Consider the following 14,261-nt stretch of genomic DNA (forward strand, 5'->3'; position numbering starts at 1 on the left):
TTCCGCCTATCGGGTGCAAACGGCTCGGCATCGCAACTGTCGTATATCTGCAACAATGAGCGGTGAAAACGTCGCATATTGGTACGGATTGGTCGCCTATGCCTTCCGTAACCCTCCCTCCCTCATGTTACACGGCTGCTTCCGTCGCGGCCGGCCGCCCGGTCGCCCAAGCCCTTGGGGGAAGTATATGCATAAGCACCTGCGTTACGGTTGCGCCTCGCTCGCACTCCTTGCCGGCACATTCGCCGGCCATTCCAGCGCCTATGCCCAGTCGACGCTTCCGCCCGAGAACCCGGAAAGCGGCGCCGGCCCGAGTGCCGAGCAATCGGGCGATGCGATTGTCGTCACCGGCTCGCGTATCCGTCGCGATCCGCTGTCGCAGGACGCGCCGATCGTGTTCGTCGACAGCGAGGATATCGCCAAGACCGGGCTCAACTCGGTCAACGACGTGCTCCAACGACTTCCAAGCTCGGGCGGCGGGCTGAACGGCAAGTTCAACAATAGCGGCAATCTCGGCAATCCGCCGGACGGCGGTGGCGTCGGGGCAGGCGCGGCTGAAATCGATCTGCGCTATCTCGGCTCGCGCCGCGTGCTGGTGCTGATCGACGGAATCCGCTTCGTCAACGGCGCCTCCGCCAGCGGGGTGCCCGGCTCGACCGACTTGAACGCGATCCCGGAGAGCGCAATCGAGCGGATCGAGGTGCTGCAGGACGGCGCCTCGGCAATTTACGGTTCCGACGCGATCGCCGGCGTGGTGAACATCATCACGAAGAAGCGCCAGGCCGGCTTCCTCGCCTCGGCGCAGATCGGCACCACCGATCACGGCGACGGCACCACCCAGAATTACCAGCTGAGCTGGGGCAACAAGGGCGATGGCCCGCTGCAGTTGGTCGTCGGCGGCAATTATGTGAAAACGGGCGGTATCTCTGCCGGAGACCGCGACATTTCGGGCTTCCCGCCGCCTTATGCCACCGGATGCGACAGCACCTGTTCAAGCTTTACCCCGAATGGGCGTTACTTCGTGTTCGGTCAGAGTCAGACTCTACGTTCCCCGGTCATAGGACGCCCTTCGACCCCCGCCGACTTTCGGCCATTTGTCAGCCCCGGAGATCGCTTCAATTTCGCGCCGTTCAACTATCTCCAGATCCCGATCGAGCGTTACGGGGCTTTCGCGAACTTAAAATACGAGGTGACGCCGGACATCAACTTCTCGCTTCGCGGGATCTGGAATCAGCGCAAATCGAAGAATCAGGCAGCGCCACTGCCGTTCGGAGTTGGGGTCGCCGCCGGAATCACCCCGGTCCTCGACGCGACCAGCGTGGACGCTACGAACCCGTATAATCCGTATGGTGTGACACTGGATGCTAGCAACACGCAATTCATCTATCGCCGCTTCGTCGAAGGCGGGCCCCGTCAGTTCAGCCAGGACGTCGAAACCACCTACGGCGTCGCCACCCTGGACGGGAAGTTCCAGATCGGCGAGCGCGATTGGTATTGGGATCTGAACGGAACCTACGGCCGCAACAAGGCCTCGCAGCGGATGCTCGGCAACATCGACTCGAGCAAGCTGCGCCAAGCGCTCGGACCGCTCGCCGCGTGCACCGCGCCCTGCGTTCCGTTCAACCTGTTCGGCGGCGCCGGCTCGATCACCCAGCAGATGATCGACTTCGTCACCTTCGAGCAGAACGACAGCAGCCGCCAGTCGACCTGGGACCTCACCGGCAATCTCACCGGAAGCTTGCTCGATCTTCCGGGCGGTCCGCTCGGAGTCGCGCTGGGCGTTGAATATCGGGACCTCAGCGGCCGCTTCGATCCGGATCCGGTCGTCGCAGCCGGCTTCAGCTCGGACATCCCTGCGGGGCCGACCAAGGGCAGTTATTCGGTCAAGGAAGCCTATCTGGAGATCAATGCGCCGCTGCTGTCCGACCGACCATTCTTCCAGCTGCTCGAGCTCAACGGCGCCGTCCGTTTCTCCGATTATTCGCTCTCCGGCTCGACGACGACGCTGAAGGGCGGAGTCAACTGGAAGCCGATCAAGGCGCTGCGGCTGCGCGCCTCCTACGCCGAAGGCTTCCGGGCCCCGTCGATCGGCGAGCTTTTCGGCACCTTCTCACGCTTCGACCAGCAGCTCGACGATCCCTGCTCCTCGCATCCCGACAACACCGCGCCGCGGCGCTTCGCCAACGATGCCGCCGTGCGTCAGAACTGCATCGCTGCCGGCGTGCCCGCCAATGGCAGCTATGAGCAAGCCAATTCCCAGATCTCGGTGCGCGTCGGCGGCAACCAGAGCCTTACCCCGGAGACCTCGCGGAGTTGGGTGGTCGGCGGCGTGCTCAGTCCGTTGCCGCGCCTCTCGATCGAGGCGAACTATTATGACATCGAGATCCACCGTGCGATCCAGTCCTTCGATGCGGAGGTGAGAGTGTCGGATTGCATCGTCGACAACGATCCGGCCGCCTGCGCGCTCACCACGCGTGCCGGCGGAGGCCAACTCACCCAGGTTGCGGGCATTCTGGAGAATATCGCGGCGGTCAAGACCGACGGCATCGACCTGAATCTCGCCTATCGCACCGGCGAAACCGGGGTCGGGCGGTTCGGCGTCACCTGGAACAACACTTTCCTGCTCAACTATGACGTCCAGCCGTCTCTCCTGTCGAGCCGGGTGCTCAGCCGTGAGGGCACCGAGCAGGGAAGCCCGTCGCAGGGGTTCCCGAAATGGAAGGCGGTGGGAATCCTCGACTGGGATCTGGCGAATCACGGGGTGTCGCTGACCGGTCGCTACATTTCCAAGCTCAAGGAAGCCGGCGGCAACGTGATGAAGGCGCGTTTCTACACCGATTTCCAGCTCCGCATCAGCGCCGGAGAGGATAATCGCTTCGGCTTCGCGCTCGGCGTCAACAATCTGTTCGACACCAAGGCGCCGGGCTGCGTGACCTGCGACATCAACAATTTCGATCCCACCGTCTACGATCTGCCCGGCCGCTATCTGTACGCACGCGCGACCGTGAAGATGTAACCCGACCCGAGGGCAGGGGCGCAGCCTCTGCCCTCCGGCTCTGCCCCAGGGTCCTCGCTCGGTCCGATCGGTCCGTCGTGCCCGACGCACGAATTGACGCGACGGCCCGCGCAGCCTAACTCCCGGCCGCTTATGGCAAGCTATCTCGATTTCGAAAAAACGATCGCCGAACTGGAATCCCGCATCGACGAGCTGCGGGAGACCGCGCAGGACAGCGAGATCAATATCGACCAGGATATCGATCGTCTCCGCGCCAAATCGGACAAGATGCTGCGCGACATATACGCGAAGCTCACCCCCTGGCAGAAGACCCAGGTCGCCCGTCACCCTGAGCGACCCCATTTCAAGGATTATGTCGAGGCACTGATACAGGATTTCATGCCGCTGGCAGGCGACCGCGCCTTTGGCGAGGATCAGGCGATCATAGGCGGCCTTGGACGGCTCGGAGATCGCAAGGTCGTGGTGATCGGCCACGAGAAAGGCGACGACACCGCCAGCCGCCTCAAGCACAATTTCGGCATGGCCAAACCCGAAGGCTATCGCAAGGCGATCCGCCTGATGGAACTTGCCGACCGCTTCGGGCTACCGGTGATCACGCTGGTCGACACGATGGGCGCTTTCCCCGGGGTCGAGGCGGAGGAGCGCGGCCAGGCCGAGGCGATCGCCCGGTCGACCGAGCGTTGTCTTTCGCTGAAGGTGCCGCTGGTCGCCGCGATCGTCGGTGAGGGCGGCTCGGGCGGCGCGATCGCGATCGCCGCGGCCAACCGGGTGCTGATGCTGGAGCACAGCGTCTACGCGGTGATCTCTCCGGAAGGCTGCGCATCGATCCTGTGGCGAACTGCGGACAAAGCACCGGATGCGGCGGAGGCAATGCGGGTCACCGCCGCCGATCTCAAGCAACTGGGCGTGATCGACCGTGTGGTCGCGGAGCCGCTCGGCGGCGCGCATCGCAGCCCCGCCGCGGCGATCGCAGCACTCGGCAGCGCGCTCGGAGAGGAGCTCGATGCCCTTGCCGCGCTCAGCCCTGAGCAGGTGCTTGCCGACCGACGCGCCAAATATCTCGCCATCGGCTGACGAGATCGGCGGCCCCGATCGCCTACCGATTTCCTTCCGGGACCGTAAGGAACCTTCGCCGCCTCCACTCCGTTCATCGCACACGACGAAGTGTGTGCGTTGGGAGAGAGATCATGAAGGTCAAGGCGCTGTTGGCGCTGTCCGGGGCGGCGGCCTCGGCGGCGGCGTTGCTCGCTGGAGTCGCGGAGTCGCAGAGCCGCACGCGCAGCATCTCGCAGAGTTCGGCTAGCCAGGCTGCCCAGCAGCATCCGCAGATCGTTGCAGAATTCGGCGGGGAGGACAGCAGCGCACGCTCCGCCTATGTGCGCACGGTGGGCTCGCGCGTCACTGCGCAGAGCAATATCACGGGCGGCGCCAATGCGTTCCGGATCACGACGCTCAATTCGCCGGTGATGAACGCATTCGCCGTCCCGGGCGGGTATCTGTACATCACCCGGCAGTTGGTCGGGCTGATGAACGACGAAGCCGAGCTTGCCTCCGTGCTCGGCCATGAGGCCGGCCACATCGCGGCACGGCACAGCAAGCAGCGCCAACGCGCCAGCATCCTCAGTCAGATCCTCTCGGTTGGTGCGGCCGTGCTGACCGGATCGAACGAACTCGGGCAGCTTGCGGGCCAGGTCAGCCAGGGTTTGGTGCTCAGCTATTCGCGAAGCCAGGAGCTGGAGGCGGACGATCTTGGCGTTCGCTACATTGCCGCCGCCGGCTATGATCCGCTGGCGTCCGCACAATTCCTGGGGTCCCTGGGCGCCGCAACCTCGCTGGAAGCGCGCGCCTCGGGCCGCAACGACGAACGATCGACACCGAGCTGGGCTCGCACCCACCCGTTGAGCTCGGAACGAGTCAGCCGCGCTACGCAAAAGGCCCGCGCCACCGGTCGCAGCGGAGGATTGCGCAACCGCGACCAGTTCCTCGCGCAGATCGACGGGATCATGGTCGACGACGATCCGCGGCAGGGCGTCATCGACGGAAGCACCTTCCGCCATCCGGATCTGCGCCTGCGCTTCACCGTTCCCGACGGCTACGGGATGCAGAACGGAGTGAATGCGCTCAGCATCGTTGGACAGGGCGGGCAGGCGCAATTCACCGGCGGCAGCTTCAACGGCAGCATGCCCAATTACATAGCCGCCGCCTTCCAGTCGGTGGTCGGCGAGCAGGCGCGGGTCGATTTCACCCAGCCGCGGACGACCAGCGTTGGCGGAATTCCTGCAGCATATTCGACGGCGCGGGTCGCCACCCAATCGGGCCAGGTGGATCTGACGATCTTCGCCTATCAATGGGATGCGAACAGTGCCTATCATTTCGCGCTGATCACGCCGGCAGGAGCGGGGCTCGGCCCGTTCATGTCGATGGTGCAGTCGGTCGCCCGGCTCAGCGCCAGCGAAGCGGCGGCGATCCGGCCGCGAGTCATTGATGTCGTCACCGTCGGCGCCGGCGACACGGTGCAGAGCCTCGCCAATCGGATGGCCTATGACGATCTGAAGCTTGATCGCTTCCGGGTGCTGAATGGTCTCGCGGCGAATGCGCGGCTCACCCCGGGTCAGAAGGTCAAGCTCGTCGTGTTCGGCACGCGCTGAAAAGAGAAAGGGCGGCGAAACCGTAGTTCCGCCGCCCAGTTCTTGCCGGTTCGCTGCGGAATATCCGCTGGCGGGCCGGGCTGCGTAGAAGTCTTACTTCTTCGCGAGGCCGTTGTTCACGTTGTTGAACGTGTTGACGACGCTGCCACCGACGCTCTGCATCGCGGCGATCGCGGCAACCGCGATGAGAGCGGCGATGAGGCCGTACTCGATGGCGGTCGCACCCTTGTTGTTCTTCAGCAGCTTACGAAAAATCTTCATGGTCCGGTCTCCTGTTCCAAAGCGCTCGGAAGTCCACACTTCCATGCCCTCGACCCGTAATCACGTGGGCACGTTTGCTTTCGTAAGGTTCGAAGGTTTCGAAAACGTTAGCGCGCGCCACGGTCTTGCACGGATCACATGTGCTTCACGGTGCTGTTCGAAACCGTGTTCCACATGTTGATCGTGCTTGTGCCGACGGCGCCGATCGCGCCGAGCGCGGCAACGAAAATGAGGGCACAGATCAACCCGTACTCGATGGCGGTGGCCGCCTTCTCGTCACGGAACAGCTTTGCTATCCAGCGCTTCACTTCTGGGCCCTCTCGCGCGCGTCCAATTGCGCTCCGGGATAGCCCAACGACGTTAACGGATTCCTAGGAAGGCACCCGGTTCTGGAAAAAATCTCGGCGATGACGGTAGTTGCGGCGGCGCTGGTGCGGGGAGATGGCTGCATCCTGTTGCAACAGCGTGCTCCCGGTCGCGCGATGGCCGGCCTGTGGGAGTTTCCGGGCGGCAAGGTGGAACCGGGCGAGCGGCCCGAGGCGGCGCTTGCCCGCGAACTGCACGAGGAACTGGGGATCGGCGTGGGTGAGGGGGACCTGATCGCGGCAACCTTCGCAAGCGCCGACAATGCTGGCCGTCACATGCTGCTGCTGCTCTATGTCTGTCGCAAGTGGCAGGGCACGCCCGCTGCGCTCGATGCGACCGCGCTGTCCTGGGTGCTGCCAGGCGAGATGCACGATTTGCCGATGCCACCCGCCGACATCCCGCTGATCCCGATCCTCGACGCTCTCCTGCGGACGGCCTTCAGCGCGGCTTGAGCACGGCCGCCAGAGAGGTCGTCGCGCTGCCCCGTTTGGCCGGTTTCGGCTGGCTCGGGGCCGGCGCCCAGCCGAGCAGATGGAGAATCTCGAAGCGCTCCGCCGTCTTACCGTCGGGGCCCGCGTGCGACGCGAAATCGGCGATCGCGGCGGCGAGGCCGTAGCGGCTGACCGGCCGTGGGGCGCGCGCTTCAAGCACGTTGGTTGCGCCCATCGCCCTGAGATCGTCGAGCAGCGACATCAAGCCGGAAAACCGCACGTCGAGCCCGTGGCTGTCGACCACCGGCAGCGCGAATCCGGCGCGGGTGAGAAGATCCCCGGCGGCACGCACATCGATCTGCGGGTGGATGTGCGCGGCAATCCCGCCATCCACGGTGTCGGCGGCCATCATCGCCGAGCGCAGGCGGGGCAGGGTGCCGGCACCGGCGAAGGCGGCGAGAAACAGGCCGTCGGGCACCAGCGCGCGGCGGATGAGCAGGAGCGCGCCGGGAAGATCGTTGACCGTGTCGAGAAGCCCGATCGACAGCACGAGATCAAAGCCGGAATCGGCAAAGGGCAGGCGATCCTCATCGCATTGCACACCGCCGGCGGCGTGGGCGAAGGCGAAGGAGGGATCCGCATAAGTCACGGCAATCCCGCGTGCCCGCAGTCCCTCGCCAAGCAAGCCGCCGGCGGCGCCGAGCACGAGCGCCCGCTCGAACGTCAGCGTAACGCTGTCCAAACGATCGAGCAATTCGTCGGCGACCAGCCGGTGGAGATAGTCCGCATCGGCGAACCGGCCGGCTGCGCGGTCGCGGCGAAGGCGGCGCAAGCGACGATCGAAGGGCGTGTCATGACTCATGCGCAGGCCTGTACTGCTGGAGCCTCCGCGGTGGAAGGGAACGCGGCGCCGCGGCGCGCGCCAAATGCGAAGGGGCCGGCGCCCCCTGTGAGAGCACCGGCCCCACCCCGCTACGCAACTGGGGGATCGACCGCCGTCGATGGCGACATGTATCGCGCGATTCGCGTGAGACTTGCCTGAATGAGAGTGTCAGCCGCGGTTCAGCCGCGTGGTCGGGTCTGGCGCGTTAACCGGGCGGGTTCCGAGCAGACGGCCGAGGCGGGAGCCGACAGATGCTCCGAAGCCGGGGAGCGACGGGACGTCGGGAGCCGCCGGTGCGGCGGCGTTGGTGCGCAGGGTCTCGCTCTTGTCAACCGACTGCGCGTCCGGCGCCTTCTCGATCCTGACACCTGCGCGCCAGACGATGGCATGGCCGTCCGGCACATCCTGCCAAGCCCCGCCGTGGCGGATCATGGCGGTGCCGCAATGGCGGCATTGGCTGACATGATAGCCGCCATTGTAGGCGCCGATCTCGCCTGCTTCATGGCCGCCGAACGTGCAAAGCAACTTCATCGATCGTCTTTCGATGTCGGCCGTGGCGAGGGAGACGCTGCAAGGCGGACCGCCGGTGCAGGCCCGGCCTTCATCATCGGGTGCGAGGAAATGGGAGCGGCACGGGCCTTCAATCGTGAATCCGACATCAGTCCTGCCAGGAAGCGATGCTGAAACGCCGCATCGCCCGCCGCTGCCCCTTACGCAACTCGCACCGGACAAATACAGGTCGGTACGAGGGCGTAGATAGCGCGCCGCGACCCTGCTTTCACGCTAGGGGATATACTCTCCGTATTAGTACGAGGAGGCGAACCTGTTCAGCCGGGATTGGCACGATACGGCACCCAATCCTGCAGCGGGCAGGCGGCACCCGGAATGGTGGTGCCTGGATCCAGTCCGCGAACGAGGTCGCCGCGGCAATATTGACTGCCATGGGCTTCGACGATCAGGGTGTTGAGCGGCCGGAGACCGGGACAATCCCCCTGCAGCCGATTGACCCAGATCGTCCGCCCTTCGCGGCGCACGATCGTGCGGCGATCGACGATGGTCAGCCCTTCGCTCTGCCGCGTCGGGATGCAACTCTGCGCTTCTCCGGCCGTCCGGTCCGCGATCTCGCTTGCAAAGGCTTCCTGATCGCGGGTGGTGGCGGGCTCCCCCTGCGCGGCGCAGCCGGCGAGGATGAGGCCCAAAGGGAGCAATGGCAGCAGCGGCTTCATCTTCGCCTCCATCAGAAAAACAGTTTGCGCAGACTCAAACGCACCGAGCGGCCAAGCGGATCAAGATAATCCGGCTGATAGCTCAGCGGCGTCGTCCCGCTCGCATCGGTGACTTGCGGGCGGCTGTTGAACAGATTGTCGACCGACAGCGTCACCCGTGCGCCGCGGAAGAAGGGGATCTTGCGCACGAGCGATCGTTGCTGCCCGAGATCGGCGAACAGGCGCAGGTTCAGAGTCGCCAGATCCGAGAACGCCAGATCGCTGCGCGTGCCCCCGCCCGAGACCGGGCCGCCGAGCACATTCGTGCCCGATTGCCAATTGCCGTTGATGCGGGCGCCGAAGCCGTTGCGGAACACGCCGGCATCGAGCTCGATCTGGTGCCGCGGCGTGCCGCCGCGATTCCCGGCAGCGGAGCCGTTGAGGAAATCAAGCTCGGGCACGCCGGGTCGGATCAGCACTGAATCCTCGAAGCGCCAGGTGTGGAACAGGCCAAGCTGGATACGGCCTCCGCCGGGGCCGCCGAAGCCGCCCCGACCACCGCCGAATCCCCCCGGGCCGCGTCCGCCGCCGCCGCCGCCGAAGCCACCCGGGCCGCGCCCGCCTGGAGGCGGACCCTGAGAACCCGCCCCTTGGGGAGGCGTTCCCGCCGCCGGTGCAGCACCCTGGCCAGCACCGTCGGGCCGTCGTTGGGCTGTGGCCTGGCCGGCGCTGCCCGGCGCACCCGCCGCTCCCGGAGCGCCGGCACCATCGCCCCGCGCGCCGCCGCGGCGCCCCTGCCGCGGCTGCGGCTGGGGGCCGAACGGCAGCGACAGGTTGAAGCCCCAGCGAAGCTCGCGCCGCTGCGACTTCGCGAAGTTGAGAGGCCGCGAGTCGATCCGCAGCAGCCGACCGTCTGCATCGCGGAGGAAGCGATCCGGGAAGGCTGCCTCGATCTCGGCCGTCGCCGTCGGGAAGGACGCGATCGGATTGTCGATCCTGGTGTCGGTGTAATTGGCCGACACGGTCAGATCCTTCTGGCCCGTGAACGGTCGCACCGTCGCGCCCAATTTGTAGACTCGGCGATTGTCGGCAACGAGCTGCGGGTTGCCGCCCTCGAGCCGGCTGATGTCGACCGTCTCGCCGCGAACGAAGTCGAACACGCGGACATTGGGCGTGAGCAGCACCGGATCGCCGAGCTGGCTGATGCTCGGCGGACCTTCCTCGTCGGTCATCGAGGCGATCAGGCTGACCATCTCGATCGGCGACCAGTTGAGCCCGGCACCGAGCGTGCGCAGGGTGCCGAAATCCGAGAAATGCTCGACCTCGGCATTGGCGTTGAGGGAGAGGTTTCCGAGCGCCTCCAGGAAGCCCTCGCGGCGGCTGGCGATCGGGATGTCGATATTGGCCTGCCCGTGGGTGCGGTCGCGGGACAGATCGCGGGTGGTGACGATCCCGCTGCGGAGCGACTCGCTTTCGAGATCGCGGGTGTCGAAGCCGACGCGCAGGCTGGCATTGATTTCGCCGCCGGGAAGCAGAAACAAGGGGCCGCTCGCCACCGCCTCGGCGGAGCCGATGTTGGTCAGCGAGCGCGTGCGGTCGCTCGGCCGCGCCAGAAACAGGGCGTCGCTGAGATCGCCTCGCGGATCGATGTCGGGATCATTGGCGAGAATCCGTTCCTGGATCAGCGTCGGCAGGATGCCCTGATTGGTGACATTGTCGCTGGTGTTGCGATCGTAATTGCCGGTGAACGACCAGCGCCAGCGATCGAGATCGCCGTTGAGCGCGACCCCGGTGTGGAAGGACCTGCTGTCGTTGAGACGGCGCAGCGGCCCCGCGGTCGGCAGATAGCGGAAAACGGTGTCAGCCCCAGGTTGCGCAAACGGGCTGCTCGCCGGAACGTCGAGCGTGATCGAGGGAAGACCGAACTGGCTCTCGCTGCTGTTGATATCGAGGCTGGTGTTGAGCGTCGCCGACACGTCGCCGAAGATCGTCCGGTTGAGCGTCGCCGCCATCTCCCAGCTTTCCGTCTCGCCGAGCAGGGTGCGGTAGGGCGCCAGGCTCGGCAGGGCGGGATCGCCCGTGCCGGTCGTCGCCTGGACGATGTCGCGCTCGCTTTCAAACAAGGGCGACTCCTTCGAATATTCGGCGTCGACGGTCCAGCGGCCATTGTCGTTCAGTTGCAGGACGTTGATATCGCCTTCGTAGCTTGGCCGGCCGCCCTCCGTCGCGGCGCCAGCCTCCAATTCGGCCGTGATCGCGCGGAAGCGCCGGCGCAGCACGAAATTGACGACGCGCTGGTCTGCCCGATAGCCGTAACGCAGCGCCACTTCCTCGGGGAACACCTCGACCCTGGTAATCGCCTCGGGGGGAATGTTGCGGATTTCGCGGAAGCCGGAGATGCGCCGGCCGTTCAGCAGCACGACCGGGCTGCCGCCGCCCCGTCCGCGCCCGCTGGACGTCTGCGGGGCCAGCGCCTCCAGCAACTCGCCGATATTGCTCGCACCATAGGCCCTGATGTCGCGGCGATCGAGCGTCACTTCGGCCGGGATGTCGGTGTCCACGGTGCCGCGGGCACGAGTTCCGGTGACCACGATCTCCTCTTCTTCCTCCGCGTCCGGCTCCTGCGGCACCGGCTCCGCCGGCGGCGCGCTACCCTGGTCGTCGGCTGCGGCAACTGGGTCGGTACCGCTCGCCGGCGCCGCGGTCACGCCCAAAGTCGCCGATTCCGCGCTCGACGGCTGTTCCGGCGGGGCGTCCTGACCCGGAACGGACTGAGAGGCAGCAGCGATGGCAAGCAGAAACAGGTCAGAATTCACGCGGGACTACCTTTTCGGGTTCTTCTCGTCTGGATGAGGATCCGGAGGTGGGGAAAAAGGGCTGAACTCAGGCTGTACCGGGGCCTTGCGGCAAATGCGCTTCAGGTGAACAAGGGTTCCATGACTTTGTCGCGGATTGTGCGGGAGGGCGCCGGAGCGGCGGCCAGGGGGCTGCTCGATTTCGCGCTGCCGCCGCGCTGCCCGAGTTGCGGGATTATCGTACCCGATCCCCACCGCTTCTGCCTTGCGTGTTGGAACGGTCTCCATTTCCTAGGCGCGCCGTGCTGCGTCCGTTGCGGACTGCCTTTTGACTTCGATGCCGGGATCGATTCCGAATGCGCCGGCTGCCTGGCCGATCCGCCGCCCTTCGATCGGCTGCGCGCGGCGGTGGCCTATGGCGACATCGCGCGCAAGGTTGCGCTGAAGCTCAAATATAGTGGACGGCCGGGCGTGGCCGAGACCCTCGCGGCATTGATGGTGCGCCATCTCGCGGCTGCGGATGACGAGGCGCTGCTTGTCCCGGTGCCGCTGCATCGCTGGCGCATCTGGAGCCGCGGATACAATCAGTCGGCGCTGATCGCCGACGCCCTGTCGACGAGAACCGGTACCGCTTGCGCCAAGGAGTTGCTGCGCCGCGACCGCCATACGCCGCCTTTGCGGGGACTCGGCCGCCGCGAGCGCGCCGACGCCGTGCGCGGCGTCTTCGCGCTGGCGCAAGGCGCGGCGGAGACGATAAACGGGCGCAGGATCGTGCTAGTCGACGACGTCTTCACGACCGGCGCCACCGTCGGCGCCTGCGCGCGGGCGCTGAAGCGGGGCGGGGCGGCGAGGGTCGATATTCTGTGCTGGGCACGGGTGGTGAAATCCGAAGACGGCTGAGCGGGGACATTTTCAGGCACGCGCGGGTTCATGTTGACAGGCGCGGGCCTGCCGCAGCACTGCGCCCGAATACCGAGGAGCGAGAGATTTCCATGGCACGCGTCGAGATCTACACCAAGTTCACCTGCCCTTATTGCTTCCGCGCCAAGCGCCTGCTCGACGACAAAGGCGCAAGCTACGAGGAATATGAGATCACCCAGATCCCCGGCAAGCGCGACGAGATGCTCGAGCGCTCCAACGGGCGCCATACCGTGCCGCAGATCTTCATCGACGGGCGTCACATCGGCGGCTCGGACGACCTCTACGAGCTCGATCGCCAGGGCGGCCTCGACCCGCTGCTTCAGGCGGGCTGAGGACGGCAAATAGCTGGCGCCATTGACAGAAGCGGCGCCGGACCGCACCTCGGCGCGATGACTCGTATCGCCCTTTATCAAGCTCGGACCGGGATCGACCCGGCGGGCAACGCCCGCACGCTGGTCGCTGCCGCCGAGGAAGCGGCCGGGGGCGGCGCCGAGATCCTGTTCACGCCCGAGATGAGCAACATTCTAGATCGAGATCGCGCCCGCGCCACGCCGCATTATCGAGCGGAGGACGAGGATCTCGTGCTCGCCGCCGTGCGCGAAGCGGCCGCGCGAACCGGCATCTGGATCCATCTCGGGTCGATTGCCGTCAGGCGCGAGGATGGCCGATTGAACAACCGCGCCTTCGTGATCGACGCGGCAGGCGCAATCCGCGCCTCCTATGACAAGCTCCATCTGTTCGACGTCGATCTTGCGACCGGCGAGAGCTGGCGCGAATCCGCAAGCTATGCCGCGGGTGAGCGTGCGCTGGTCGTCGAGACGCCGGCCGGCCCGCTCGGCCTCGCCATCTGCTACGACCTACGCTTTGCGGACCTGTTCCGCAGCCTTACGGACGCCGGCGCAGAGATCCTTTCCATCCCTGCGGCCTTCACGGTTCCGACCGGCGCGGCGCATTGGCACGTGCTGATGCGGGCCCGGGCCATCGAAGCCGGGGTGTTCGTCGTCGCGGCAGCGCAAAGCGGGCGGCACGAAGACGGTCGAGAGACTTATGGCCACAGCCTCGTCGTCGATCCCTGGGGCGAGATCCTGCTCGACATGGGCGACAGGGAAGGGGTCGGCTTCGCCGAGCTCGACCTTGGTCGCGTGGCCGAGATACGCGGGCGACTGCCCGCGATCCGTCACCGCCGGCCGATCCCGGCGGTCGAACGGGTACGCGGATGATCGTCTTCGATCTAAAGTGCGCGCCGCAGGGCCATGTCTTCGAAGGCTGGTTCGGCTCGTCGGGCGATTACGAGGATCAGCAGACCCGTGGGTTGGTCGCCTGTCCGCTCTGCGGGTCGGACGAGGTCGGCAAGGCACCGATGGCGCCTGCGGTCTCCGCCAAATCGAACATGCGGAACGTGACGCAAACCGCTGTCCAGGCGCCGGCCGGAGGTGGCGCAGCCGCTCCGCCTGCAGCTGCCGCGCTTGCAATGGCCGATCCGCAGGCGGTCAAGGCGATGCTCGCCGCCGCGGCTGCGATCCAGAAGAGCCTGCTCGAGAAGAGCGAAAGCGTCGGCGACCGCTTCGCCGACGAAGCGCGGGCGATTCATCTCGGCGACGCCGACGCCCGGCCGATCCACGGTCGTGCGACGCCGGAGCAAGCCGCCGCCCTGGTCGACGAAGGCATCCAGATCGCGCCATTGCCGTTTCCGGTGATCGATCCCGGCGAGGAGAATTGACCCGCGGGCCTGCTG

Annotated in this window: 14 protein-coding genes; 8 read left to right on the forward strand and 6 right to left on the reverse strand. The window is 66.1% G+C overall.

Annotated elements, in window-relative coordinates; translation table 11 throughout:
• The first annotated feature begins 187 nt into the window (after positions 1 to 187).
• The 3 genes from C7I55_RS14240 to C7I55_RS14250 all read left to right on the forward strand — a co-directional run bounded on the left by C7I55_RS14240 (position 188) and on the right by C7I55_RS14250 (position 5,664).
• Complete coding sequence (locus C7I55_RS14240; RefSeq protein ID WP_106513629.1) at positions 188 to 3,016, forward strand: TonB-dependent receptor domain-containing protein; 2,829 nt, start codon at positions 188 to 190, stop codon at positions 3,014 to 3,016.
• A 132-nt stretch (positions 3,017 to 3,148) separates the two neighbouring features.
• On the forward strand, positions 3,149 to 4,090 hold the full coding sequence (locus C7I55_RS14245; protein ID WP_106513630.1) for an acetyl-CoA carboxylase carboxyltransferase subunit alpha: 942 nt from the start codon (positions 3,149 to 3,151) through the stop codon (positions 4,088 to 4,090).
• A 113-nt stretch (positions 4,091 to 4,203) separates the two neighbouring features.
• The gene (locus C7I55_RS14250) at positions 4,204 to 5,664 is read left to right on the forward strand and encodes a M48 family metalloprotease (RefSeq protein ID WP_106513631.1); all 1,461 of its coding nucleotides are present in this window, start codon (positions 4,204 to 4,206) and stop codon (positions 5,662 to 5,664) included.
• Between the two features lie 93 nt (positions 5,665 to 5,757).
• On the opposite strand, the gene C7I55_RS14255 is transcribed toward C7I55_RS14250, so the two are convergent.
• The gene (locus C7I55_RS14255) at positions 5,758 to 5,925 is read right to left on the reverse strand and encodes a Flp family type IVb pilin (protein WP_106513632.1); all 168 of its coding nucleotides are present in this window, start codon (positions 5,923 to 5,925) and stop codon (positions 5,758 to 5,760) included.
• A 134-nt stretch (positions 5,926 to 6,059) separates the two neighbouring features.
• Positions 6,060 to 6,233, reverse strand: a complete 174-nt coding sequence (locus C7I55_RS14260; RefSeq protein WP_106513633.1) for a Flp family type IVb pilin — start codon at positions 6,231 to 6,233, stop codon at positions 6,060 to 6,062.
• Positions 6,234 to 6,332: 99 nt separating this feature from the next.
• Between C7I55_RS14260 and C7I55_RS14265 the strand changes: the two genes are divergently transcribed.
• A complete protein-coding gene (locus tag C7I55_RS14265; RefSeq protein WP_106513634.1) occupies positions 6,333 to 6,743 on the forward strand; it encodes a (deoxy)nucleoside triphosphate pyrophosphohydrolase in 411 nt (136 codons plus the stop codon).
• On the opposite strand, the gene C7I55_RS14270 is transcribed toward C7I55_RS14265, so the two are convergent.
• The 4 genes from C7I55_RS14270 to C7I55_RS14285 form a co-directional block, all read right to left on the reverse strand.
• Positions 6,730 to 7,584 carry a methyltransferase domain-containing protein gene (locus C7I55_RS14270; RefSeq protein WP_106513635.1) on the reverse strand — a complete coding sequence of 285 codons (855 nt, stop codon included), beginning with the start codon at positions 7,582 to 7,584 and terminating at the stop codon, positions 6,730 to 6,732. The genes C7I55_RS14265 and C7I55_RS14270 overlap by 14 nt on opposite strands.
• 189 nt (positions 7,585 to 7,773) lie before the next feature.
• Complete coding sequence (locus C7I55_RS14275) at positions 7,774 to 8,136, reverse strand: hypothetical protein (RefSeq protein WP_106513636.1); 363 nt, start codon at positions 8,134 to 8,136, stop codon at positions 7,774 to 7,776.
• Between the two features lie 296 nt (positions 8,137 to 8,432).
• Positions 8,433 to 8,831: a hypothetical protein gene (locus C7I55_RS14280; RefSeq protein WP_233222214.1), complete on the reverse strand. Its 399-nt coding sequence runs from the start codon at positions 8,829 to 8,831 to the stop codon at positions 8,433 to 8,435.
• Positions 8,832 to 8,842: 11 nt separating this feature from the next.
• Positions 8,843 to 11,626, reverse strand: a complete 2,784-nt coding sequence (locus C7I55_RS14285; protein ID WP_106513637.1) for a TonB-dependent receptor plug domain-containing protein — start codon at positions 11,624 to 11,626, stop codon at positions 8,843 to 8,845.
• A 120-nt stretch (positions 11,627 to 11,746) separates the two neighbouring features.
• Between C7I55_RS14285 and C7I55_RS14290 the strand changes: the two genes are divergently transcribed.
• The 4 genes from C7I55_RS14290 (at position 11,747) to C7I55_RS14305 (ending at position 14,246) form a co-directional block, all read left to right on the forward strand.
• Positions 11,747 to 12,505, forward strand: coding sequence for a ComF family protein (locus C7I55_RS14290; RefSeq protein WP_106513638.1), 759 nt, complete (start codon positions 11,747 to 11,749; stop codon positions 12,503 to 12,505).
• A gap of 92 nt (positions 12,506 to 12,597) precedes the next feature.
• Positions 12,598 to 12,858 carry a glutaredoxin 3 gene (gene grxC / locus C7I55_RS14295; protein ID WP_106513639.1) on the forward strand — a complete coding sequence of 87 codons (261 nt, stop codon included), beginning with the start codon at positions 12,598 to 12,600 and terminating at the stop codon, positions 12,856 to 12,858.
• A 57-nt stretch (positions 12,859 to 12,915) separates the two neighbouring features.
• Positions 12,916 to 13,746, forward strand: coding sequence for a carbon-nitrogen hydrolase family protein (locus tag C7I55_RS14300; protein ID WP_106513640.1), 831 nt, complete (start codon positions 12,916 to 12,918; stop codon positions 13,744 to 13,746).
• The gene (locus C7I55_RS14305; RefSeq protein ID WP_106513641.1) at positions 13,743 to 14,246 is read left to right on the forward strand and encodes a DUF1178 family protein; all 504 of its coding nucleotides are present in this window, start codon (positions 13,743 to 13,745) and stop codon (positions 14,244 to 14,246) included. Before C7I55_RS14300 ends, C7I55_RS14305 begins: the two co-directional genes overlap by 4 nt.
• Positions 14,247 to 14,261: the final 15 nt, after the last annotated feature.

This window comes from Allosphingosinicella deserti, assembly GCF_003012735.1.
GTDB lineage: Bacteria > Pseudomonadota > Alphaproteobacteria > Sphingomonadales > Sphingomonadaceae > Allosphingosinicella > Allosphingosinicella deserti.

Bases quoted from the DNA above. Each gene is read 5' to 3' on its own strand.
- C7I55_RS14240 (WP_106513629.1), top strand. From the start codon at position 188: ATGCATAAGCACCTGCGTTACGGTTGCGCCTCGCTCGCACTCCTTGCC.
- C7I55_RS14245 (WP_106513630.1), top strand. From the start codon at position 3,149: ATGGCAAGCTATCTCGATTTCGAAAAAACGATCGCCGAACTGGAATCC.
- C7I55_RS14250 (WP_106513631.1), top strand. From the start codon at position 4,204: ATGAAGGTCAAGGCGCTGTTGGCGCTGTCCGGGGCGGCGGCCTCGGCG.
- C7I55_RS14255 (WP_106513632.1), bottom strand. From the start codon at position 5,925: ATGAAGATTTTTCGTAAGCTGCTGAAGAACAACAAGGGTGCGACCGCC.
- C7I55_RS14265 (WP_106513634.1), top strand. From the start codon at position 6,333: ATGACGGTAGTTGCGGCGGCGCTGGTGCGGGGAGATGGCTGCATCCTG.
- C7I55_RS14270 (WP_106513635.1), bottom strand. From the start codon at position 7,584: ATGAGTCATGACACGCCCTTCGATCGTCGCTTGCGCCGCCTTCGCCGC.
- C7I55_RS14275 (WP_106513636.1), bottom strand. From the start codon at position 8,136: ATGAAGTTGCTTTGCACGTTCGGCGGCCATGAAGCAGGCGAGATCGGC.
- C7I55_RS14280 (WP_233222214.1), bottom strand. From the start codon at position 8,831: ATGAAGCCGCTGCTGCCATTGCTCCCTTTGGGCCTCATCCTCGCCGGC.
- C7I55_RS14290 (WP_106513638.1), top strand. From the start codon at position 11,747: ATGACTTTGTCGCGGATTGTGCGGGAGGGCGCCGGAGCGGCGGCCAGG.
- grxC (WP_106513639.1), top strand. From the start codon at position 12,598: ATGGCACGCGTCGAGATCTACACCAAGTTCACCTGCCCTTATTGCTTC.
- C7I55_RS14300 (WP_106513640.1), top strand. From the start codon at position 12,916: ATGACTCGTATCGCCCTTTATCAAGCTCGGACCGGGATCGACCCGGCG.
- C7I55_RS14305 (WP_106513641.1), top strand. From the start codon at position 13,743: ATGATCGTCTTCGATCTAAAGTGCGCGCCGCAGGGCCATGTCTTCGAA.